The 22,308-nt window shown below is 39.1% G+C and carries 21 protein-coding genes; 13 read left to right on the top strand and 8 right to left on the bottom strand.

What is annotated here, in order from left to right; translation table 11 throughout:
* The first annotated feature begins 305 nt into the window (after positions 1 to 305).
* The 7 genes from C1642_RS03955 (at position 306) to C1642_RS03925 (ending at position 5,272) form a co-directional block, all read left to right on the top strand.
* Positions 306 to 1,205, top strand: a complete 900-nt coding sequence (locus C1642_RS03955; protein ID WP_001109856.1) for a VacJ family lipoprotein — start codon at positions 306 to 308, stop codon at positions 1,203 to 1,205.
* Between the two features lie 115 nt (positions 1,206 to 1,320).
* On the top strand, positions 1,321 to 2,289 hold the full coding sequence (gene gigA, locus C1642_RS03950; RefSeq protein WP_000273589.1) for an RsbU family protein phosphatase GigA: 969 nt from the start codon (positions 1,321 to 1,323) through the stop codon (positions 2,287 to 2,289).
* 102 nt (positions 2,290 to 2,391) lie between these two features.
* Positions 2,392 to 2,913 (top strand): anti-anti-sigma factor GigB, encoded by a 522-nt coding sequence (gene gigB, locus C1642_RS03945; RefSeq protein WP_000103065.1) that lies wholly within the window; start codon positions 2,392 to 2,394, stop codon positions 2,911 to 2,913.
* A 26-nt stretch (positions 2,914 to 2,939) separates the two neighbouring features.
* Entirely contained in the window at positions 2,940 to 3,764 is an 825-nt protein-coding gene (locus C1642_RS03940) for a carbon-nitrogen hydrolase family protein (RefSeq protein ID WP_000177091.1), read from the top strand.
* A gap of 14 nt (positions 3,765 to 3,778) precedes the next feature.
* Positions 3,779 to 4,156: a DUF4951 domain-containing protein gene (locus C1642_RS03935; protein WP_000266120.1), complete on the top strand. Its 378-nt coding sequence runs from the start codon at positions 3,779 to 3,781 to the stop codon at positions 4,154 to 4,156.
* Between the two features lie 159 nt (positions 4,157 to 4,315).
* Positions 4,316 to 4,753: a MarR family winged helix-turn-helix transcriptional regulator gene (locus C1642_RS03930; RefSeq protein ID WP_000371731.1), complete on the top strand. Its 438-nt coding sequence runs from the start codon at positions 4,316 to 4,318 to the stop codon at positions 4,751 to 4,753.
* Between the two features lie 87 nt (positions 4,754 to 4,840).
* Positions 4,841 to 5,272, top strand: a complete 432-nt coding sequence (locus C1642_RS03925; protein WP_000051124.1) for an organic hydroperoxide resistance protein — start codon at positions 4,841 to 4,843, stop codon at positions 5,270 to 5,272.
* A 54-nt stretch (positions 5,273 to 5,326) separates the two neighbouring features.
* Here the strand turns inward: C1642_RS03925 and gspE are convergent, their stop codons facing one another.
* Positions 5,327 to 6,817 (bottom strand): type II secretion system ATPase GspE, encoded by a 1,491-nt coding sequence (gene gspE / locus C1642_RS03920; protein WP_001166321.1) that lies wholly within the window; start codon positions 6,815 to 6,817, stop codon positions 5,327 to 5,329.
* 96 nt (positions 6,818 to 6,913) lie between these two features.
* Between gspE and C1642_RS03915 the strand changes: the two genes are divergently transcribed.
* On the top strand, positions 6,914 to 7,735 hold the full coding sequence (locus C1642_RS03915; RefSeq protein ID WP_000462729.1) for a hypothetical protein: 822 nt from the start codon (positions 6,914 to 6,916) through the stop codon (positions 7,733 to 7,735).
* A 9-nt stretch (positions 7,736 to 7,744) separates the two neighbouring features.
* Positions 7,745 to 8,662, top strand: a complete 918-nt coding sequence (locus tag C1642_RS03910; protein WP_000785635.1) for a mechanosensitive ion channel family protein — start codon at positions 7,745 to 7,747, stop codon at positions 8,660 to 8,662.
* On the opposite strand, the gene C1642_RS03905 is transcribed toward C1642_RS03910, so the two are convergent.
* The gene (locus C1642_RS03905) at positions 8,652 to 11,459 is read right to left on the bottom strand and encodes a DUF2339 domain-containing protein (RefSeq protein WP_103235944.1); all 2,808 of its coding nucleotides are present in this window, start codon (positions 11,457 to 11,459) and stop codon (positions 8,652 to 8,654) included. The two genes, C1642_RS03910 and C1642_RS03905, sit on opposite strands and share 11 nt — an antisense overlap.
* Positions 11,460 to 11,613: 154 nt before the next feature.
* On the opposite strand from C1642_RS03905, the gene polA reads away from it, so the two are divergent.
* Complete coding sequence (polA, locus tag C1642_RS03900; RefSeq protein WP_103235943.1) at positions 11,614 to 14,385, top strand: DNA polymerase I; 2,772 nt, start codon at positions 11,614 to 11,616, stop codon at positions 14,383 to 14,385.
* A gap of 59 nt (positions 14,386 to 14,444) precedes the next feature.
* Here the strand turns inward: polA and C1642_RS03895 are convergent, their stop codons facing one another.
* The 5 genes from C1642_RS03895 to ppx are packed head-to-tail and all read right to left on the bottom strand — an operon-like array spanning position 14,445 to position 19,541.
* Positions 14,445 to 15,014: a YggT family protein gene (locus C1642_RS03895; protein ID WP_000501183.1), complete on the bottom strand. Its 570-nt coding sequence runs from the start codon at positions 15,012 to 15,014 to the stop codon at positions 14,445 to 14,447.
* 21 nt (positions 15,015 to 15,035) lie between these two features.
* The gene (gene proC, locus C1642_RS03890) at positions 15,036 to 15,872 is read right to left on the bottom strand and encodes a pyrroline-5-carboxylate reductase (RefSeq protein ID WP_085916948.1); all 837 of its coding nucleotides are present in this window, start codon (positions 15,870 to 15,872) and stop codon (positions 15,036 to 15,038) included.
* A complete protein-coding gene (gene tilS, locus C1642_RS03885; RefSeq protein ID WP_103235942.1) occupies positions 15,844 to 17,247 on the bottom strand; it encodes a tRNA lysidine(34) synthetase TilS in 1,404 nt (467 codons plus the stop codon). Before tilS ends, proC begins: the two co-directional genes overlap by 29 nt.
* Complete coding sequence (locus C1642_RS03880; RefSeq protein ID WP_000710404.1) at positions 17,184 to 18,005, bottom strand: acetyl-CoA carboxylase carboxyltransferase subunit alpha; 822 nt, start codon at positions 18,003 to 18,005, stop codon at positions 17,184 to 17,186. Before C1642_RS03880 ends, tilS begins: the two co-directional genes overlap by 64 nt.
* A gap of 18 nt (positions 18,006 to 18,023) precedes the next feature.
* The gene (gene ppx / locus C1642_RS03875; protein ID WP_103235941.1) at positions 18,024 to 19,541 is read right to left on the bottom strand and encodes an exopolyphosphatase; all 1,518 of its coding nucleotides are present in this window, start codon (positions 19,539 to 19,541) and stop codon (positions 18,024 to 18,026) included.
* Between the two features lie 279 nt (positions 19,542 to 19,820).
* Here ppx and trxA point away from each other — a divergent pair, with 279 nt between their 5' ends.
* Both trxA and rho read left to right on the top strand, forming a co-directional pair.
* Positions 19,821 to 20,147 (top strand): thioredoxin, encoded by a 327-nt coding sequence (gene trxA, locus C1642_RS03870; protein ID WP_001276875.1) that lies wholly within the window; start codon positions 19,821 to 19,823, stop codon positions 20,145 to 20,147.
* Between the two features lie 321 nt (positions 20,148 to 20,468).
* Complete coding sequence (gene rho / locus C1642_RS03865) at positions 20,469 to 21,737, top strand: transcription termination factor Rho (RefSeq protein WP_001054522.1); 1,269 nt, start codon at positions 20,469 to 20,471, stop codon at positions 21,735 to 21,737.
* 194 nt (positions 21,738 to 21,931) lie between these two features.
* Here the strand turns inward: rho and C1642_RS03860 are convergent, their stop codons facing one another.
* Complete coding sequence (locus C1642_RS03860) at positions 21,932 to 22,057, bottom strand: hypothetical protein (RefSeq protein WP_002127429.1); 126 nt, start codon at positions 22,055 to 22,057, stop codon at positions 21,932 to 21,934.
* Between the two features lie 94 nt (positions 22,058 to 22,151).
* Between C1642_RS03860 and C1642_RS18940 the strand changes: the two genes are divergently transcribed.
* Positions 22,152 to 22,308, top strand: a 157-nt coding sequence (locus C1642_RS18940) for a hypothetical protein (RefSeq protein WP_171304691.1), incomplete at its 3' end; no start/stop codon positions are given.

The following is a 22,308-nucleotide window of genomic DNA, read 5'->3' as shown; positions in this document are numbered from 1 at the left end:
ATTCTCTAAACCACCTCATCATCAAATTCATCGCTTAAAGCAACTAATCTAATCACAAGTAACTGTTTTTCAACAAGTTTCTATCTGCATCACCGCCGATGGATGTGCATTATAGACCATTAATAACCCTTTGCAACCCCTTTTTATAGCATTTCATATCAAGCGTACATTTTTTAGGCTTTTTAGCTATATTTCTATATAATTTGATCAATTTTACATTGATAATAGCTTATCGCTTCTGTATTAAAATATATCTCTACCCAACTGCATATTGAATATAGCCTGGCTAGCGGTTAAGGAATTATATGAATTATTCTAATTTACTTTTGTCGAGCTTATTAACTGTAGGTCTTTACACCTCAGCCCATGCTCAAGAAAATCTTACTGAAGAATCTGCCGCTAGTTCGGAAGATGTTACTTCAACCCAGACTCAGCATAGCCGACCTCACTTACAAATTATTAAAGATTTGAAAGGCATAAAAGTTAAAGATTTAAAGATCAACGCAAATGCTGCTCAACCAGATACAGTGAAAGATCCATTACAGTCACTGAACCGTCCAATTTATTCTTTTAACGATATGTTAGATCGCCATGTTTTGCGTCCCGTTGCTGTTGAATATAGAGAAAAGACGCCAGAAGATGTACGTGGTTCTTACCGACAATTTCGTAAAAACCTTGGCGAACCATGGAATGCTGTTAACCAGCTAATTCAAGGACGTCCTGGCCGCGCCGCAAAAACTTTAGGTCGTTTTACTATTAATACGTTAACAACTTTAGGTTTAGCCGATCCAGCGAGCCGCTTAGGCTTACCTCCTGAAGAAGAAAGTTTTGGTGTAACTCTCGGTTACTATGGTGTTCCTTCTGGACCATTTCTTATGCTGCCTTTCTTTGGGCCAAGCACTTTACGTGATGGCGTTGGCTTGGCTGTAGATGCTCAGGCCCGTCCACAAAAATACATTATGGATGATCAAGATGGCCTGTATTGGTCGACTAATCTATTACAAGCCGTTGATACACGCGCTCAATATCTAGATTTAGACCAAACTATACAAGGCGATCAATATGCAATGATTCGTGATTTATATCTCCAACGTAAAGCATTCCAGATTGCCGAGAAAAAAGGTGATTCGGCAGATGTGTCTTTTATTGATGATGACGAATCTGAAGATGTACCAGAAGATAACACTGATAAAACCGAAAAATAATTAAAGGACAAATCAAGGTATTGCATTTTTCTTATAGAAAGGCAATACCTTGATTTTGGTCATACATCCTCTATGATGGATAAAGTGATCTTGAAAAAGGACTACCATATCTTCTATGTATTTTATTAAACCGACACGCTCTATCCCTTTCGTAGAGCAAGCTCTGGAAGCATTACCAGACTTACAAGTCATTCACATAGATGATCTCGATTTATACGACCCAACAATTATCGCAATTGCTGATGTACAAGATTTCCTAACTTATAAATGGCGTTTACCTACAATCGTGATTGCTTTTGAGCATGAAGGTAGTGCTTTAGCTCAAGCATGGGAAGCGGGTGCTCTTGCAGGATGGGTATGGAACCAGTTACCTAAAGATCTAAATAAAGCTTTAACAAGAATTGATGCACAATATAAACGTAATCAGGATAGCCGTGATTTACCTTCGGCAGCAGAATTACAAAAACGTTTATTGCCAAATCCTATTGATTTATTAAATTATGAGGTTGAAACTTTTTTCCAACCTTCTGCCTATTTATCAGGCGACTGGTACGACTACTGGAAGCTCAATGATAAAGAGGTTTTATTTTATCTCGCCGATGTATCGGGGCATGGTGTAACAAGTAGCTTATTAACTTCTTGGATGGCAGCCTTTCATGGTCGCTCCAAAACACCACGACAGTTAATCAAAAAGTTAAATGGGATGCTGGTTCAAGAGAATATTGAAAAACATATTACAATTGTGGTCGGTATTCTAAATCTTGAAACTCATAGTCTTCGCTGGTCTAGTGCAGGTCATTACCCTCCTCCAATTATTTTTGAACCTAATCAACCTCCAAAAATTTTAACCACCAGCAGCTTTCCCTTAGGGTTAACTGATGAGTTAGAAGTTGAAGAACATGTATGCACATTAAATCGTCATGCACGTTTCATTATTTGCTCAGATGGAGCACTAGAACCATTTGATGGCGGCTTGAATGATCAGTTTCAACAATTAGTTCAACATTTGCAAAATCAATCATTCCAAGCCCCTGATCACGTTGCTGATGACATTGCCATCTTTAGTCTTTGTCGAATGAATTAATTTAAGAATCAATTAATTACATAATATACGACTTAAGGACTCTTGAGTCTGAGATGGCACTATGTGATAATTTTTCTATCCTTCTCTGAAAATGGCATTTATATGTCAACAGGTCATGTTGAATATGCAAGTTTAAATGGAACGCATATTTTCAAGCTTATTGGTGAAGTGCGAGCCCATTCTTGTATAAGTCTAGACAAACTTTTAAACAGAATTGAACAGCAAGAAAATGTTGTTGGTGCAATCGTTGATTTAACCCAAACAACATTTATTGATAGTACTGTATTAGGTATCCTAGCTAAGCTAGGTTTAAAACTGAAACAGACTCATCATATTCAAGCTGTGATGCTATCTACCAATCCAGATATCACAACCTTAGCCAACAGCATGGGGCTAGGGCAGGTTTTTGTCATCCTGAATTATTGTGGCGATCCTAACGTTTGCACTTTAACGTTAACTGACGAGCACATTACTCATAATGCGATGCTAAGAACCGTTCTGGACGCACATAAGACATTGATGAAACTCAATGCAAATAATCAGAACATGTTTGAGCCGCTTGTTAAGCAATTGCAAAAAGAACAAGACACGCTTGAACAAGTATCTGATAAGCAAAATGCCTAAACTTTATTGCTAATCTGGATGTGTATATGACTCTTGTTTCGGTTGTTCAAATGAATTCTCAAGATGACATTGAAAGCAACTTTCAAGTGATTGAGTCATTGATTCAGCAAAGCAAGGCTCAAAATGCCAGCTTAATTGTTTTTCCCGAAAACTTTGTTTGTTTTGCGGCTGGCAAACAGCGTGAAACAGCAGAGCAATTTGAGTCGATTCAACAAAGACTTGAGAAACTTGCGCATCAGTATCAAATCTGGATTGTTGCAGGCACTCTACCGTGCCCATTTCGTCCGGATGGTTCCATCATACAAGATGGTCGAGTGCGCACAGTGAGTTTATGCATCAGTCCTGAACGTACCGAAGCACGTTATGACAAAATACATTTATTTGATGTACAAGTTGGCGATGCTGTGGGTGGATATCAGGAATCTCGTTTCTTTGAACCAGGAACAGACGTTGTAGTCACATCTACCCCTTTTGGCAATATTGGCCTAATGGTATGTTATGACTTGCGTTTTCCTGAGTTAGCTTTAACCCTTAGACAGCAAGGTGCTCATCTATTAACTGCTCCTGCTGCATTTACCTATACAACAGGTCAGATGCATTGGCAGCTTTTGCTGCAAGCACGTGCAATGGATAGCCAATGCTATGTTTTAGGGGCTGCGCAACAAGGTTGGCATGGGGAAAAACGCCAAACTTGGGGGCATGCAGGAGCAACTGATAGTCGTGGTCAAGTTTTAAGTATGATTGGTTATGAAGGGAACGGTTTAATTACGGTACCTTTTGATTTAGCTGCTCAAGAACTTGTGCGTACCTCAATGCCTTTAATGATGCATCGTAAATTAATTCACTATTAAAAGCTTAATTATTCATGTGGAAATACTTATTTAGCATTTTTTGCTTAGGGGCAAATATTCACTGTTATGCGACTGATTTCGGAGCAACAAATAATTTTGTCTCTCCAAATTTGCAGCTTAAACAAAATGTACTTCCTCCTACTCCAAAAAATATTCCTCTGCCTGCTTTTGGCCAGCGGATTATTGGTTGGGGGACAGGAGCAGAAGGTGCCAGACAGCGTTTAGAGAATATTCAGCCTGCCGATGTTTCTATGATTAAAAAACAAGGAACAACTTTAGAAATGATCACGGCCTGGCAAGATTTTTATGAACAAGAGCAACAACGTAATGAAAATAATCCAACTGCAAAATATCGTGCTCGTTTAATGAAAAAAATTGCCGACCTTTGGTAACCATTTTAAATTAGTATTTTTAAGTGATGGAGTAATGTTTAGATTACTCCATTTTTTACGTTATCTTATTTTTATCAATAGCTCTAAATTATGAGCATTTAAGAAATTAAACATAAAGCGATATACTAGAAAAGCACCAATTAGTTTTCTGAGGAATATATGGACCAAGACTGTCAAAATCTAAAGCTTGAGAATCAATTATGTTTCCTCATTTATTCAACAAATTTAGCCCTTAATCAACTTTATCGCAAACTTTTAACTCCATTAGGGATTACTTATCCTCAATATTTGGTGATGTTAGTGTTGTGGGAAAAAGATGAGATTACTGTTTCAGAAATTGGCAGCAAGTTATTTTTAGAATCTTCAACTTTAACCCCAATTTTAAAAAAGTTAGAAGCATTGCAGCTTCTTAATCGTACTCGTTCAAAAGAAGATGAAAGACAAGTCATTATCACGCTTAGCGAAAAGGGGAAAAAACTTAAAGAACAGGCCGTAAATATTCCAACGCATATCTTAGAGGCCAGTTCTTGTGATACGGCTACCCTTCTCGGTCTCAAAGATCAATTAACACAACTCCGTACAAATATAGCTAAATAATCACCATTTTTTTTACAAAATTGACTTGTTAAAATAATTAAGTTGTGTACGATATATTTGCATTCAATTTAATTTAGGAATAAAAAGATGTCATTAGAAAAAGTTGTGTATCGCGCAAAAGCTAAAGCAACTGGTGGCCGTGACGGTCGTGCAACGTCATCAGACGGTGTATTAGACGTACAACTTGGTGTGCCTAAAGAAATGGGCGGCGCTGGTGGTGCTGTAACTAACCCAGAACAATTATTTGCAGCAGGTTATTCAGCGTGCTTTTTGGGTGCTTTAAAATTCGTTGCAAACCGCGATAAATTTAATATTAGCAAAGATGCTTATGTTGAAGGTGAAGTTGGTATTGGTCCAATTCCTACAGGTTTTAGTATTGAAGTTACTTTAAATGTTTATTTAATCGGTATGGACCGTGAAGAAGCTGAAAAGTTAGTTGCAGCAGCTCATATCGTTTGTCCATATTCAAATGCAACTCGTAACAATATTGATGTGACGTTTAATATTGTGACTGAATAAGTTTTAATATAAAAAATGCCCGAATCATATCGGGCATTTTTTATATCTTACAAATTATGCTTCACTTGCTTCATTGGTTACACGAAGCACTTCTTCAAGTGTAGTTTTACCTGAGAGCACCTTACGTAAACCATCATCGCGAATAGAACCAGAATACTGACGAGCATGATTTTCTAATTCAAATTCAGCTGCATTACCATGAATGAGACGGCGCATAGGTTCATCAATAGGTACAATTTCATAAATCGCTGTACGGCCATTAAACCCTAAATGAGAACACTGATCACACCCTTGAGCCTCTGGTAACTTTAAACTTGGTTCATGGGAAATATGCTGAAAAACTTGCTTCTCAAAAGTATCGGCTTCACGCCATGTCATACAATGTGGACATAAAGTACGAACCAAACGCTGCGCAACCACCCCAATTAAAGAGCTTGAAAGCAAGAAAGGTTCAATCCCCATATCTTTAAGTCGAGTCACTGCACCAATAGCGGTATTGGTATGTAGTGTTGATAACACCAAATGACCTGTTAAAGATGCCTGCACCGCAATTTCAGCAGTTTCTAGATCACGAATCTCCCCCACCATGACCACATCTGGATCTTGACGTAACATTGCTTTTAAAGCTCGAGCAAAAGTCATATCTACTTTGGTATTCACTTGAGTTTGGCCAATACCTTCAAGCTGATACTCAATTGGATCTTCGGCGGTTAAGATGTTACGGGTATTGTCATTTAGATCAGATAAGGCAGCATATAAAGTCGTCGTTTTCCCCGAACCAGTAGGCCCTGTGACCAAAATAATACCGTGCGGACGATGTACTAACTGAGTTAAACGTTCATAGTCATTTGCCATTAAACCTAGGTGAGTCATATTAAGGCGACCCGCTTGTTTATCGAGTAAACGCATGACCACCCTTTCACCATGTGACGATGGCAAAGTTGAAACACGGACATCGACTTCACGACCAGCAAGACGTAAAGAAATACGTCCATCTTGCGGTACACGCTTTTCGGCAATATCGAGTTTCGCCATAACTTTAATACGCGAAACAAGTAACGGGGCTAGTTCACGGCGTGGCTGCACAATTTCACGTAATTGACCATCTACCCGTAAACGAACTGATAGCTTTTTCTCAAAGGCTTCAATATGGATATCTGAAGCTCCAACACGAATTGCCTCAGAGAGAAGTGCATTGATTAGACGAACAATAGGCGCGTCATCCTCTTGATCCATTAAGTCTTCTGTTTCAGGCACCTGATCTGCAAGGCTTAATAAATCTGGATGGTCTTCTAAGCCTGCGGCGACTTGTTGGGATTCACCTGTATCCCCTGCATAACTGGTACTTAATAGACTATTAAATTCTTGTTCAGTGCATAATTGATAGTGTGCAGGTTTCCCCAAAATTCGTCTTGCTTCCTGCAATGCAATTTTTTCTGTATTTTGACGTCTAACAATAAAAACTTGATCACCGTCATAACGAAATAAAACACCATGACGCTTGGCAAAACTATATGGAACTTGTATTTGTTTCAATATTTGCATCACAATTTATAATGATGAGTAAGATGATTTTGAGTGTACTCTAAGCAGATTACAGCGTGAAGTCTGTTTAACAACTCGGTAGAGGAATTTTACGTCTTGTTTGAAAATAATGAATATCAGCCTCACCCCCAGAATTCTTTAAAATGGTGGGGTGAACAGCACTTTGAAATTAACCAGTCCAAAGCATGGCAATTCGGTTCAATGCTCTTTCGTTTAACACGTGGCATAAAAGAATGGCGTATCGAATATTATCGCCCGACTCTCCAAGATGATAATGAGCAAGATTGGCACATCATAACGGATGCAAATTTTGGTTTTCCACATTCTGTGCAAGTCGAACGTTATATGTTTCGGAAAACTAATCCGAAGTTTCTACTCATGCCACGTTTGGCGGACCGATCAGTGGTAATTAAACCAGTTGATCCAATCTACATTCCAGCGGGTCAACGTGGGACACTTTATATTAGTACCCCTCTATGGATTGCAGGTTTAGTTGAAAGTCAGCATGAACCTTTATTTGAGATTCCTGTAATTCAACCCAAAGATACATGGTTTGGTCCTAATGCCCAGCAAGGTGAAATTTGTTATGCAACCTCTGTTGATGGTCGTACCGATTTAAATCTATTAACCCCACGTGCTTTTCGTGCAGTTACGCCGATCGATTTTCATAATACCAGTAATCATCAATTACGCTTTGATCGTATGAATGTACCGGTTACCGCCCTACCACTATTTTATAGTGAAAGTACGGGACGCTTATGGACATCACAAATCAAAGTCTACTATGAAGGCTCTGACCGCCCAGCCCGTATTCGTATTGAAAACCGCACTCCCCCTCTGGCAGGTGAAGTGACTTATGTTCACCCACCACGTTCACCTGGTGGTGCGCTATTTAATATGTTTGATTCATTCTTTTAAGGGGGTTTTATGGCCGATTCAAGTATTCCAAAAGATATCGCTGATAGCCTCAAAAGCATATTTACCAATATCAATACCGAACGAATTAGTGAAATTTTAGTCGGTGTTGTGCTTTGTTTTATTGGTTTTGTCCTTGCCCGTATTATTTCAAATACATTTATTAGAACCGTTGGCTCACGTTTTAATGCTCATCAGCGTCTGGTATGGCGCCGCGGTATTTTCTATTTTATTTTCTTACTCTTCATTATGACGAGTTTAAAAGAAGCCGGGTTCAAACTTAGTGTATTTCTGGGGGCAGCGGGGATCTTAACAGTAGCACTCGGTTTCGCATCACAAACATCTGCCAGTAACTTGATTAGTGGTTTATTTTTGATTGGTGAAGGTTCATTTGAGGTCGGTGATACGATTCAAATTACACTTATTCGAGGGAATACAATCGAAGGCGAAGTTATCTCAATTGATTTGCTTTCGGTAAAGTTACTTACACTCGACAACGTCTATATTCGTTTACCAAACGAACAACTCATTCGTGCTCCTGTACACAACTTATCAAAATATCCAATACGGCGTATTCCAATTACTTTGGCAATTAACTTTCATGAAGACATTATTAAAGTTCGTGAGGTTCTACTTAACGTCGCAGCGAATTATCCACTCGTGTTAGATGATCCAAAACCTGCTGTTACAGTTACGGCCTTCAGGGAGTCATCGATTGAGCTTTTATTTGCAATGTGGTGTCGTCAAGAAAACTCTTTAAAAGTTCGAGATGAAATGCAAGAACGTATCCGAAATGGTTTTTTAGATAACCAAATTGAAATTCCTGTTCCGAAAATGGGCTTAATTGATCGACCATCTACTGCTTTTGCAGAAGATGATATCGATCAATACAGCAATCAAAAAGAGTTAAAACGAGAGCCTAAAGCTTAGGCTCTTGATTCTTCTGTACAGAGGATGATGGTGGTAATGGCGCAAGATAAGCAATAATTAACATTACCCCACCTGCTCCAATAAAAGAAATGACCCGAGTTAATGTCGCGCTTTGTGATAGATCAAGCAAAATTAGTTTTAATACAACAATCCCTAAAAGTGCAGCGCCTACAAACCAGAGTTGACGAATCATTTTTCGACTAGAGTATGTAGTCAAAACAAATGCCAATATAACCCAAAGTAACGTCAAACTTAGCTGTACTACACCGTTTGTCCAAATTGAAGCACTCCATAGCGGTGTTGCCCAGTAATGGTGCAAGCCTCTAACGACTACACTACTAAATACCAGTAAGCCCACTAAAATTGTTGTAATTTTAAAAGTCCATTCCAGCGATTTATCTTGATCAAAAGCATGCTGATAAATAATAAAGAGTAAGCCAGCGAATACCAAAATTGAAAAGAAGTCAGTTAAGTTAATTAAAGGAACAAAGTAAAGGTATTCAGCAGAATGAACATCAACACTCACCACAAGCAACCAAATGAGACTTAAACACCACACCGGAATTTGATGCAATAGTGTCGTTTTATGAGTTTTATAAGCCCAAAGCGAATAAACCACAGGAACAAAAGCCAAAGCGACTATTGGCATTTTTGGGAAAATAGCCATGCCAACTATCGCTAACGCTAACCAGCTTAAACCCGCCCATACCTTGACGTAACCCAAATGACTTGACTGCGGTTGAGCCATAATAAATAAGCCACTAAGAATAATGGTAGAGACTAGGAAAGTAGTTTGTTGTAATGAGTCTACCCATTTAAACAAAGTGAAGACCTGACTCATAAAAGCCTCACCCAAAACTAATAACAGTAACAGGCTAATTAAAATTAACTGCAAACTTTGCCATTGCACACGAAGTTTATAGTGAACAATCGCACTAAATATTGCGATTAGGGCTACGGCGAAGATCAAATACGGACTTAAAGCATGATGATGCCATGCCATTATTTCTACACCTGCTACGGCGCCCGCATACATGCCTAAACATAAGAAAATACCGCTAAACATGCTTGCGCTAAAATAGCGTTGTTCTTTGCTGTTGTATTGCAATAAATAAAAGGCCGAAATGAATTGGGCAATTGCATAAATGCTAGTGCTTAGCGTTGGAAACTCTTCATTTGCCCAAACCTGATAAAACAGTGCAAGTGAGCTGAGTAAAACTAAAATCACACCAATATATCGGCTTAAACGGTAGCGTTCAGTTACTCCCCAAACGATTAAAGCCGTTCCTTGTGCAACCCAGCCAATAGCAGTCCAGTGCGCCCCTTTTGCGAGTGGAAAAATTAAGGCAAAAAAAGCAACCGCGAGAATGAAAAAACTTTTTGCAAGGACTGAAAGCTGGGGATGAGTTGTTTTAATCCAGAACGTTAACACCGCATAAGTGCCTGCTAAAACAACAGCACCAATTGTTAAAGCTTGGGTCGACTCATGAACTAAATAAGCATGAAGCGTAAAGCCTAATACAGGAACACTAAAAATAAGACCAACATCTAAGAGCGGCGGTAAACGGATCCCCTCTTGTTTTTCATGTTCTGAAACCCGAGAGATATTTTGACTATAACGAACACTTAACCAAATAAATAGCGCTATATGGAGCCATAAAATCCAGTCTAATGTGTCAAATTTTGCTGGCTCTGCATAAAATGCGATTGCACTACCGCCAATAAACATTGTGGCAAAGAAAGCGATCTGATTTAGGATTTTCCAAGGCTGAATAAAATTAACAGCAGCGACTGCAAGATTAATAACAAGATAGTAACTAAATAAAAAAACCACATCAGGACGATATTGCGGAATAACTAAAGGAGCCGCATACGCCATACCCAGTGCGAGTATTGCCAAATAAATAGCTTGTTGTTTTAAACTCAGGAATACTGTAATTGCTAATAAAATCGTAAATAGAATACTGGCTGTAGTTAGGCTGGTGATTACACCAAAATGATGTGAGAACACAAGCGTTAGAAAGACAACAGCTAGCCCTACACCTTGCAGTGCCACAGCAAATAGCTGATTTTTCTTTTGCAAGGTATATCCAAATGCTGTTAATACACCTCCTGCAATCGCAATAAAACCAAGTTTTACACCTAAGCTCAACTGCCAGTGCTCACTTGCAAAACGCAGTAAGAGCACTACCCCAACCATAAGCACAGCAACAGCCACCCTTAAAATTGGATTACCATGAATCATCCAATCGACTGCTGGTTGCCACCATGCGGTGGTCTGCGTACGAACTGTTTGTTTTTCTTGATTTAATGCTATTGTTCCAGGTAAAGCTGGCTCGGTAATATTGTTTGGATCAACTTGCCCTAATACAGGCGTTATCACTTCTGTATGTATAGATTCATTTACATTTACTGTTTGCTTGGCTGTCTCGAGGAACAATAAACGAGTATGAAATGCACTGATGGTTTGAATCAAACATAACAGTAAAACCAGTAATGCCCCACCAGCAATCCACATCCAATGATTGATATAAGCAACTAATGCAACCAAAGCGGCGGTATAAATTACCGTTCTTTGCATATGAATAGAATAAAGTGGCGTTGTCTTGTGAGAAAACTGTTGTTCTAAATGAGTTAAACGTTGATGCAGACTTGATAATGACTGAACCAGTATGACAGTGAGCGCAATAGATAAAGCAACAACGGCACTCTGAAATTTAAAACCAATTGAAATGGCTAAAAACAAAGTCAAAGCGATCAAAATGATGATCATTCCCTGTTTGTCTTTTTTATACATGGGCTTAGCAATATGACACCTTCATTACAGGCCATCTTACTCCAAGCCAATACATGCGTATATTTATACATACAAAATACTGCAAAAATCATAAACCTGCATTCATAGCCGTTTTCACGTAAAATACCCATAATTCAGTTTAAGGAATTGTTCAATGCCACCATTTGTCTTGGTTGATGGGTCCTATTTTTTATTTCGTGCATATCATGCATTACCACCATTGACGACCTCTACAGGGTTACATACCAATGCAATACGTGGAGCAATTTCTGCCATTCAAAAATTGATGCGTCGTATGCAACCGACACATATGGCTGTCATTTTTGATACGCCTGAGCCAACTTTCCGTCATAAGCTTTCACCTATTTATAAAGGTGACCGCCCGACTATGCCGGAAGAATTGTCTCAACAGATTCCATATTTACATGCATTGATTAAGGCTCAAGGGATTCCTTTATATAGTCTTCCGGGTGCAGAAGCCGATGACATTATCGGGACTCTCGCTAAACGCGCCGTAAAAGAAGGTCATCATGTCCTTATCTCAACCGGAGATAAAGACATGGCCCAGCTGGTTAATGACTATGTAAAACTTGAAGATAGCTTTAAAGATCGAGTATTAGACACCGACGGCGTATTTGAAAAATTTGGCGTTTGGCCAAACCAGATTATCGATTACTTAACCCTTATGGGTGATGCATCTGACGGCATTATGGGTGTACCTGGCGTAGGCGCAAAGACGGCTGCCAAATTACTGACCGAATATGGGACATTGGATAATATCATTGCCAATGTAGACCAACTTAAAGGCAAACTGAGCCAAAATATTAAAGATAATTTAGACAATATTAAGCTTGATCACCAGTTGGCAAGCATTGTCTGTGATCTTCCTTTAGAACTCGACTGGCATGAATTAAAACTTACTGATCCAAATGTAGATGCCTTACGCAATCTCTATACGGAGCTTGAGTTTAGAAACCAGTTACAGTCTCTCGATCATCCAAACAATCCAAATAGCTCAAGCTATAAGCAGCAAGCATCACAAACTATTGTCCAAAATGAAGTTAAACTTGCTCAAACGATTGAAACAGAAGATCAAGCAAGCTTGACTAGTCAAGATGACCAGCTTGGAACTGCAAACTATCACACCGTTTTAACACAAGAAGCATGGGATCAGCTCTGGCAACGCATGCAGAATGCCGATCATTTTGCTATTGATACAGAGACCACAAGTCTTGATTACCGTATTGCCGAGATGGTTGGTTTTTCAATCGCATTTGATGCGAAAGATGCCTACTATGTTCCTTTGGCACATAATTACGAAAATGCGCCACAACAACTGGACCGTGAACAAGTTTTAGCGCAAATCAAGCCTGTACTTGAAAATGAAGCAGTTAAAAAAATTGGTCATCATCTTAAATATGATGCGCACATTTTTGCTAATCACGGTATTGAACTTAAAGGTTGGTATTTCGATAGCATGCTGGCATCTTATGTACTGAATGCAGCAGCTACTCGTCATGGCATGGATGATGTTGCTCGTGTTTACCTAAGCCATTTGACCACTACTTTTGAGCAAATTGCTGGCAAAGGTGCAAAACAGAAGACTTTTAATCAAATTGAGATTGAAGTTGCAGCTCATTATGCAGCAGAAGATGCACATGTGACTTATCGTTTATATGAAGTACTTTCAAATAAACTTAAAGCACAACCTGAATTAGAAAATATTTTATATAACATCGAGATGCCAGTTGCTCGAATCTTATCGGGTATGGAAGAAGATGGAATCCGTTTAGATCATGCTTTCTTAGATAAATTAAGTGTTGAATTTGCAAAAACTATGGAAGACCTTGAAAATCAGGCTATGGAAATTGCAGGTGAAACTTTTAATATTGCTTCGCCTAAACAAGTGGGTGAAATTCTATTTGATAAGTTAGGCATTAAAGGTGGTAAAAAAACTGCAACTGGACAATACAGCACCAGTGAAAGTGTTCTTGAAAAAATTGAGCACCCATTAACGGAAATTATTTTAGAACACCGTGGATTAGCAAAATTAAAGAGCACCTATACTGACCGTTTAATTGAGCAGTCGCATAATGATACCCATCGTGTACATACCAGCTATCATCAAGCACTAACGGCAACAGGTCGCCTATCCTCTTCTGATCCTAACTTACAAAACATTCCAATTCGTAGACAGATTGGCCGTCAAATCCGTAAAGCATTTATTGCACCGGAAGGACGAGTTTTGTTAGCAGCCGATTACTCGCAAATTGAACTTCGTTTAATGGCTCATTTTTCTCAAGATGATGCCTTAGTTCATGCATTCCAACACGGTCAAGATGTACACCGTAGAACAGCGGCAGAAGTGTTAGGTATTGCAATTGAAGATGTGACCAATGATCAGCGCCGTCAGGCTAAAGCTGTGAATTTCGGCTTACTTTACGGCATGTCCGAGTTTGGTTTAATTCGCCAACTTGGCTTTACTCGTGAAGAATCGCAAAACTATATCAAACAATATTTCCAGCGCTATCCTGGCATTTACGAATACATGCAACGTACTCGCCAAGTAGCATCGGAACAAGGGTTTGTTGAAACTATTTTAGGTCGCCGTCTGTATACACCGGATATTGACGCCCGAAATGTGATGGTACGTAAAGCTGCTGAACGTGCTGCAATTAATGCACCTTTACAAGGTAGTGCTGCTGATATTATTAAGTTAGCAATGATTGAAGTAGATAAAATCCTGCCAAAAGATCAAGCAAAACTATTACTTCAAGTTCACGATGAATTGGTGTTTGAAGTTGATTCAAACATTGCAGATGAACTTTCAAAACAAATTGCGGATGTCATGCAGTCTGTTCTGGAAATTTCTGTACCGTTAGTCGTAGAAGTAGGCCAAGGTAAAAACTGGGATGATGCCCATTAATTTATCGATAAACCAATAAAAAAGGGCTGTAATACAGCCCTTTTTTTAATCTTACAAAATTAAAGTCCAGTTAATAAAACTTTAGCGACTTCATTCATTAAGATCTCGGCAATATAGAGTGCCAAAAATGCCAAAATTGGAGATAAGTCAATCATCCCCATATTAGGCAACAAACGACGGAATGGGGCGAGTAACGGTTCAGCTAAATCTTGAATCACCTCAATATAAGGTGAACGAGATTGAGTAAACATAACGACCCAACTCAAAATGATTGTTGCAAAAATTAAGTAACGGCAGAAACGAATCAAATCCTGAATCATGGTCACAAAAGTCAAAATCACTAAATGAACCGGACTATTTGGCATGGAACCCGAAAGATACATTACACCGAAAATTTTCAGTAAATATAAAATAATTAAAAGAACTAACGCGGCTAAATTGAACCGGCCTTTTGCGACCGTTGGAAAAATTCGGCCAAAAATATCAACAATCTTAGTCGCCTTTACTGTCGATAAAACCACAGGATTATAAGGACTTACTGCCGCCAATTGCATTAAAAAACGGAAAAAGACCAATAAAATCGCGACGTTAATTAAAATTCCAAAAATTAGCGCAGAATTTGCACCCATAGTTGTCTTATCCTATTAAAGCTATTTTGCACTGTCACTCAGTTCTTGAGCCAATTCTTGGCTACGTTTCTGTGCAGCAGCTAATGCAGATTGAATATTTTGAGAGATTTGTGCACGATCAAAAACTTCAAGTGCAGCTTGGGTTGTACCATTCGGTGACGTCACATTTTTACGCAGCTCAGACGGAGTATTTGAACTCGTAATTGCCATTTGAGCTGCACCTAATGCTGTTTGAAGAGTTAAAGCAGTTGCAACTTTTTCATCCAAACCTAAATTTTTACCTGCACGAATCATACTTTCCATGAGGTAGAAGAAATAAGCTGGACCTGAACCTGAAACTGCCGTTACCGCATCAATTTGAGCTTCGGAGTTTACCCAAATTGTTAAACCAGTTGCTGCTAAAATCTGACTCGTTAATTCACGGTCCGAGGCACCAACCACATCAGTCGCGTAAATACCATGAGCACCAGTTTGAACTAATGCAGGTGTATTTGGCATAACTCGCACAATACGTTCGCTATCAATCAGATTTGATATTGTCTTAATTTCCGCACCGGCAATAATCGAAATAACCAATTTATCCGATAATAAACCTTTTAACGGACGTAGAACATTTGCCAGAACTTGTGGTTTTACAGCAAGAACAACTACATCGGCATTCTGGATAGCAGCCGTATTATCTTGAGTTACATGAACTTCTTTTTCTTGCAATAGTTGACGAATTTGTTCGACAGGATCTGAAACGGTAATACGTGTTGGTGGTAATCCTCTTGAAATGAGCCCGCCAATTAATGCTTGGGCCATATTACCACCACCAATAAAACAGATATTACAATTCACTGCTGTTGCCATAACTATATTCGCCATTTACCAGATTACAAGAATGAGAAATTAAATCTGGTTGCCACCCTCCTTCCTCACAATATGGAGACTGAGCCAACCAAAATCCTTTCGGTGTAAAAACCCCAAGCATAACATTATCTAAGACTAATATTTGAATTGTATGACGAAGCCAAGGCAAAATATGTGCTTCTTGAATTGCTTTTTTTAAAGGCCATTGCCCAACACGACCATATAGGTGAATCTTTTCCCCACCTTGACGTCGAATGATTTTTAATTTTTTATTCAATAAAGAATGACTTAAACCAATTTTTTTACACTCAACATGGAATAGTCCAGCTGCGCCCTGCCATCTTTCTTCTAATTTAAATGAATGCTCTAGTTCAGCATCAACCGGATTTAAAGTTTCAGCGAGATAAACCTGTCTACTCAACCTATAGAGTATATTTTGATAACGGACATAGTAAAACTGGTTCCAATGTAAAGCGGCTTGAGCATCTGACTTAGACTCAATAACTTCTGTTCTCAGACGTTCGACCATTTCAAATGCAGGTCGATATTGCCCTTGGCCTTTCATCCACGCAGAAAGTAACTGGCGCTGCCGCGCAAAAGATAACTCATATAATTTCGTTAAATTTAAATAGTCAGCTGAACCAGAATATTGCCAATCATCTTTGAGAACTTCTTCTAAAATTTCAGAAGCATCTTGCATCAGATAACTGGTTCGGCTCAAAGCTTGCTGCATTTTTGGAAAACGGCTTGTTAAAAATGGCCACAGTGCTTCACGACACCACACCCTATCGTAATGGGTGTCATAGTTCATTGGATCATCAATATATTTAACTTCAAGCTGAGCGGTCCATAAAGCGATTTGCTCACGTGTTAAATCCAAAAAGGGGCGCCAAATTGTCATATCTTTACGGTAATCAATAGCCTGCATCGCAGCAAGCCCATCTACTCCCGCACCTGACAATAATCGCAAAATAACTGTTTCTGCCTGATCTTGTTGATGATGAGCAAGCAACAGAATTTCATTTTCTTGTAAATGTTGCTGATATGCTTGATAACGCGCTTGACGTGCTTGAGCTTCCAGATTGCCATTTGCAATCTGAACTTTTTGAATAATATAAGGAATATTTAATATTGCTGCCTGTGTGGCAACCACTTCCGCCCACTCTGCACTTTGATCTTGCAGTTGATGATCAATATAAATTGCTCGGATCTTTTGAGGGAAAATTTGAGCCATTAAATGTAGCAGTAGCATTGAATCCATGCCACCACTACATCCAATAAGAAAAGAACTTTTTTCAGAGAACTCTTGAGCTTGCTTTAAGACGCCACGCCTAAATTTTCGCTGCCAAACTTCATTAAACGTTGATAACGTGCTTCGCATCGTTCATTTGCATCCATTGGTAGCAATTCATCCAAAGCCTGCTTTAAAACTACTTTTAAGTTTTGCATCACACGCTCAGGATCTAAATGCGCACCTTCACCTTCATCTACTACATATTCAACAATACCTAGCGATTGTAGTTTATCTGCTGTTAAACCTAAAGCTTCACTCGCTTGAGCTGCTTTCTCAGCAGTTTTCCACAAAATAGATGCACAGCCTTCAGGCGAAATCACAGAATAAATACTATGCGACAACATAATTACTCTGTCAGCAACACCAATACCTAAAGCACCACCAGAACCGCCTTCACCAAGTACTGTTGCGATTACAGGCACTTTCAGGCTTGAAAGTTGAGCAAGGCTAGTCGCAATTGCTTCTGCCTGACCACGTTCTTCAGCACCAACACCCGGATATGCACCCATAGTATCAATAAAGGTGAAAACTGGGAGATTGAAACGCTCAGCCATATCTAAAAGACGCTGAGATTTACGGTAACCTTCTGGGTTACACATACCAAAGTTGTGCTTTAATTTTTCACGGGTACTACGACCACGGTGTTGTCCAATGACCATCACAGGTTGACCGTCAAAACGAGCAAGACCACCTACCATCGCACCATCGTCACCAAACAAACGATCACCATGCAATGCATCAAACTCTGTAAAGATTTCACCGACATAATCTAGAAACTGCGGACGTTCAGGATGACGTGCAATTTGAACCGTTGTCCACGCTTTGGACTGAGTAGCTTTTTTCATAGGTCGAATATTATCCCTTTAATCGATAAATTTTTCCGACTGAATATTCAATTCAATGTCCCAATGCTTAAACTGCTCTTGCTCATCATGCAAGTCGGCAACTAACAATGGCCATTGTTTGGCATCACCAGAAACACTAAGTTGCCATTGTTGATCATTTATGATGGTCAATTCAATGGCAGGAAGCATCTGATCACTGCGGCTATGGTTGAGTAAAACTGCTAGGCGAAGTAACAAACTTAAATAAACTAATTTATGACCGCCAGCCTTTAAAACTTCATTTTTTACATCATTTCGCAATTTACGGCGGTGATGAGCAACCAAATGTGAAAGATGATTTTGGTCAATTTGTGAGAAACCAGGAATATCGGAATGTTGCAATAAATAAGCACCATGACGATGATAGCCACCATGACTAATCGCTAAACCAATTTCATGCAAATATGCTGCACGGCGCAGTAAGTCACTGTCTTCACTCGTTAAATTAAGTGGTTTAGCAACACTATCAAATAAGTATTGAGCCGTATTTACAACTCGTTCTGCCTGTTTCGGATCGGCGTTATAACGTCCCATTAATGCTTGTACACTACGGTCGCGGATATCCTCATGCTTAAAACGGCCTAACAGGTCATACATGACTCCTTCACGTAATGCACCATCAGAATATGCCAAACGTTCAATTTCTAAAACTTCAAAAACAGCATACAAAATTGCCAATCCGGCTGGCAAAACTGCTCGTCGGTCTTCTCGAAGTCCTTCAAAATCAATTTCAGAAATATTTTTGAACTTAAGTAACTTATCTTTAAGTTTATGGAGACCTTCACGAGTAACATTTTCTTGCTCGTCACTTAGCCCCATATTCACCATAATCTGACGGCAAGCTTTAATGGTTCCACTTGAACCTACAACAGTATCCCACCCTTCCATCTTATAAGTAGTGGCGATTGCTGAAAGCTCTTTACGCGCAGCAACAACTGCTTTATCAAATGCTTTTTGTGTGATTTCACCATCGGCAAAATAGGCTTTTGTATAGGCTACACAACCCATCTGTAATGATTCAGTATAAATTGGCTCAAATTCGCCAATAATAAACTCGGTAGATCCACCACCAATGTCAACCACTAAGCGGCGTCCACCATTGGCCATCGTATGTGATACACCAAGATAAATCAGGCGTGCTTCTTCACGGCCTGCAATAATCTCAATAGGTTTGGGCAAAATTTCAGCGGCTTTTTGAATAAACTCATGGCCATTTTTAGCCTGACGCAAAGCGTTCGTTGCCACAATTCTTAAACGGTTAGGTTGAACTGAGCCTAAACGCCCAACGAAACGAGCCAAACAGGCTAAACCACGTTGCTGTGCTGCTTCTGTTAAGTTTTTATTTTCATCAAGACCAGCTGCAAGCTGTACTTTTTCTGACATTGAAGCCACTTTTTTAACTTCACCGTGATCTACCCGTGCAATGGCAAGGTGAAAACTGTTCGACCCCATATCTATGGCAGCAAGTAATTCTTCATCAATCAGAAAGTCAGACATTATTGAACTAAACCCATAACAATTCACGCCTAGAGTAATTCACAAGAATGCAATTGAAAAGCCATTTTCATCAACAATTAATAGCCTTTGATATTTTTCTATTTGTTAAACGATTGTACAAGCCGATGATGAATATCGTGAGCATCCATTAGACAAATTTACTTAAGCCTTGAATAATAGCATCAAACCCTTACATTGAACTAAGTAGCTATGTAATACTGATAGAGATTATCTCCTCCTATAGTGATAGCACTTTTTTCTAAAAATTGGAGCCGTACCATGTCTGCGACTATTGTAAATACAACTGATGATAACTTCCAAGCAGATGTTCTAGATGCTGAAACACCTGTACTTGTTGACTTTTGGGCAGGTTGGTGTGCACCTTGTAAAGCAATTGCACCTGTTCTTGAAGATTTATCAAGTGAATATGCGGGTAAAGTAAAAATCGTTAAAGTTGACGTGACTTCTTGTGAAGAGACGGCAGTGAAATACAATATCCGTAATATTCCTGCTCTATTACTTTTCAAAAATGGTGAAGTAGTAGCTCAGCAAATCGGCGCTGTGCCTCGTTCTAAACTCGTTAGCTTCATTGACGAAAACGTTTAAGACGTAACGTTACAGATGAAAATACGCTATACCTTTATAGCGTATTTTTTTCGGCTATAAATTGACAAATTAGCTGATCTCACTTATATTGCATGCTCAAGAGGCACTGAAGGGAATCGTCTTCTGTCCGGCTTCTTACAAGACACAAACATAAAGATCGCCACTCGGCAACAGAAATTGTTTTTTCACATTTCTCTTCGAAACAGTTAATCAGACTTCTGAATTGTTATTGTGTAAATACAATTGCGATACTCTTTTTTGTATGCGAGCGATTTTTCTTCTTTTTAAACCACACTCTACTCTTTCCTAATTCTGACCCTTATGAACTTAACTGAACTCAAGAAAAAACCAATCGGCGAACTAATTAAAATTGCTGAATTTATGGGCCTTGAAGGTATGGCTCGTAACCGAAAGCAAGATATTATCTTTGCCATCTTGAAACGCCATGCGATGAATGGCGAAGAAATTTTTGGTGACGGCGTTCTTGAAATTCTCTCTGATGGTTTTGGTTTTTTGCGCTCTGCCGCAGGTTCGTATTTAGCTGGTCCGGATGATATTTATGTGAGTCCTTCACAAATCCGACGCTTTAACTTGCGTACAGGTGACACCATCACAGGTACCATTCGTCCACCAAAAGAAGGTGAGCGTTATTTTGCTTTGCTCAAAGTTAATCAAATTAACTATGACACGCCAGAAAATTCTCGTAATAAAATCTTATTTGAAAACTTAACTCCACTTTTCCCGACCGAACAACTGGTTATGGAACTTGGTAATGGTACAACAGAAGACTTGACCGCGCGTGTAGTCGATTTAGTTGCACCAATCGGTAAAGGTCAACGTTCTATTATTGTCGCTCCGCCAAAAGCGGGTAAAACAATGTTACTTCAAAACATTGCTCAATCTATTGTGAGAAACAATCCGGAAGTTTTCCTTATTGTTTTATTAATTGATGAGCGCCCAGAAGAAGTAACTGAGATGGAGCGTACCGTACGCGGTGAAGTCGTTGCTTCAACATTTGATGAAGCACCAGCACGTCACGTACAAGTTGCAGAAATGGTCATTGAAAAAGCAAAACGTCTTGTTGAGCACAAAAAGGACGTCGTGATTTTACTTGACTCCATTACACGTTTAGCCCGTGCATACAACACCGTAATTCCTTCATCAGGTAAAGTATTAACTGGTGGTGTGGATGCACATGCTTTAGAACGTCCAAAACGTTTCTTCGGTGCTGCTCGTAATATCGAAGAAGGCGGTTCTTTAACAATCATCTCTACTGCTCTTATCGAGACTGGCAGTAAAATGGATGATGTCATTTACGAAGAGTTTAAAGGTACAGGTAACCAAGAAATTACACTTGATCGCCGTATTGCTGAAAAACGCGTCTTCCCTGCCATGAATATTAAGAAATCTGGCACACGTCGTGAAGAACGTTTAATGGATGAAGATAAATTACGTAAAGTTTGGATTCTCCGCAAACTTCTTCACCCTATGGATGAGTTGGCAGCTATGGAGTTCTTACTTGATCGTATGAAAGAAACCAAAACAAATGATGATTTCTTTGATCAGATGAAACGCAAAGCTTCAACATAATCATATTATTTATTCTAAAAAGGCCGCTCTATTGAGTGGCCTTTTTTATTTGGTTGACAAGCTTTACACAAAAATACATTTTGCTGATTTTTATGTAAAATTATTTATAAGTTTTTGAAAACAAATATTTTTAATATAAAAAAACCATGTTTTTTAGTAGCTTACTTATACCTTTTCCAATATATCTCAGCTGATTAATTGTTTTTTTCTGTTAAAAAACAGGCTTTTTTCACTCTTTTCCCGATCTTTTTTGACAGCCAACAGTAGTATTTCAACATTTGCAGTGATAGCATAGCGGCAGACCAGTTAGACTGCTCCATGCGTTGTTACCTAGCTACGTTTTAGGAATAATAAAAGCAAAACAGTCCAACTTAGGTTTTTTTAATCTCAAATCTTTTTTGTGAGAGTGATGCCATGTTATTCAAAAAATTCGCTGTTGCTGCTGCTGTTGCTGCTACTTTAGCTTTCGTTGGTTGTTCTAAGAAAGAAGAAGCTCCTGCTGCTGCTGCTGCATCTGAAGCTGTAGCTGCTGCTTCTGAAGCTACTGCTGCTGCTTCTGAAGCTGCTGTAG

Source organism: Acinetobacter sp. AKBS16 (assembly GCF_002899995.1).
Classification (GTDB): Bacteria; Pseudomonadota; Gammaproteobacteria; order Pseudomonadales; family Moraxellaceae; genus Acinetobacter; species Acinetobacter baumannii.
The sequence above is the reverse complement of the archived record's forward strand: the minus strand, read 5'-3'. Positions and strand labels throughout refer to the sequence as shown.

Excerpts from the sequence above, each read along its gene's own strand:
- C1642_RS03955 (WP_001109856.1), top strand. The coding sequence starts at position 306 with ATGAATTATTCTAATTTACTTTTGTCGAGCTTATTAACTGTAGGTCTT.
- gigA (WP_000273589.1), top strand. The coding sequence starts at position 1,321 with ATGTATTTTATTAAACCGACACGCTCTATCCCTTTCGTAGAGCAAGCT.
- gigB (WP_000103065.1), top strand. The coding sequence starts at position 2,392 with ATGTCAACAGGTCATGTTGAATATGCAAGTTTAAATGGAACGCATATT.
- C1642_RS03940 (WP_000177091.1), top strand. The coding sequence starts at position 2,940 with ATGACTCTTGTTTCGGTTGTTCAAATGAATTCTCAAGATGACATTGAA.
- C1642_RS03935 (WP_000266120.1), top strand. The coding sequence starts at position 3,779 with ATGTGGAAATACTTATTTAGCATTTTTTGCTTAGGGGCAAATATTCAC.
- C1642_RS03930 (WP_000371731.1), top strand. The coding sequence starts at position 4,316 with ATGGACCAAGACTGTCAAAATCTAAAGCTTGAGAATCAATTATGTTTC.
- C1642_RS03925 (WP_000051124.1), top strand. The coding sequence starts at position 4,841 with ATGTCATTAGAAAAAGTTGTGTATCGCGCAAAAGCTAAAGCAACTGGT.
- gspE (WP_001166321.1), bottom strand. The coding sequence starts at position 6,817 with ATGCAAATATTGAAACAAATACAAGTTCCATATAGTTTTGCCAAGCGT.
- C1642_RS03910 (WP_000785635.1), top strand. The coding sequence starts at position 7,745 with ATGGCCGATTCAAGTATTCCAAAAGATATCGCTGATAGCCTCAAAAGC.
- C1642_RS03905 (WP_103235944.1), bottom strand. The coding sequence starts at position 11,459 with ATGTATAAAAAAGACAAACAGGGAATGATCATCATTTTGATCGCTTTG.
- polA (WP_103235943.1), top strand. The coding sequence starts at position 11,614 with ATGCCACCATTTGTCTTGGTTGATGGGTCCTATTTTTTATTTCGTGCA.
- C1642_RS03895 (WP_000501183.1), bottom strand. The coding sequence starts at position 15,014 with ATGGGTGCAAATTCTGCGCTAATTTTTGGAATTTTAATTAACGTCGCG.
- tilS (WP_103235942.1), bottom strand. The coding sequence starts at position 17,247 with ATGCGAAGCACGTTATCAACGTTTAATGAAGTTTGGCAGCGAAAATTT.
- C1642_RS03880 (WP_000710404.1), bottom strand. The coding sequence starts at position 18,005 with ATGAAAAAAGCTACTCAGTCCAAAGCGTGGACAACGGTTCAAATTGCA.
- ppx (WP_103235941.1), bottom strand. The coding sequence starts at position 19,541 with ATGTCTGACTTTCTGATTGATGAAGAATTACTTGCTGCCATAGATATG.
- trxA (WP_001276875.1), top strand. The coding sequence starts at position 19,821 with ATGTCTGCGACTATTGTAAATACAACTGATGATAACTTCCAAGCAGAT.
- rho (WP_001054522.1), top strand. The coding sequence starts at position 20,469 with ATGAACTTAACTGAACTCAAGAAAAAACCAATCGGCGAACTAATTAAA.
- C1642_RS03860 (WP_002127429.1), bottom strand. The coding sequence starts at position 22,057 with ATGGAGCAGTCTAACTGGTCTGCCGCTATGCTATCACTGCAAATGTTG.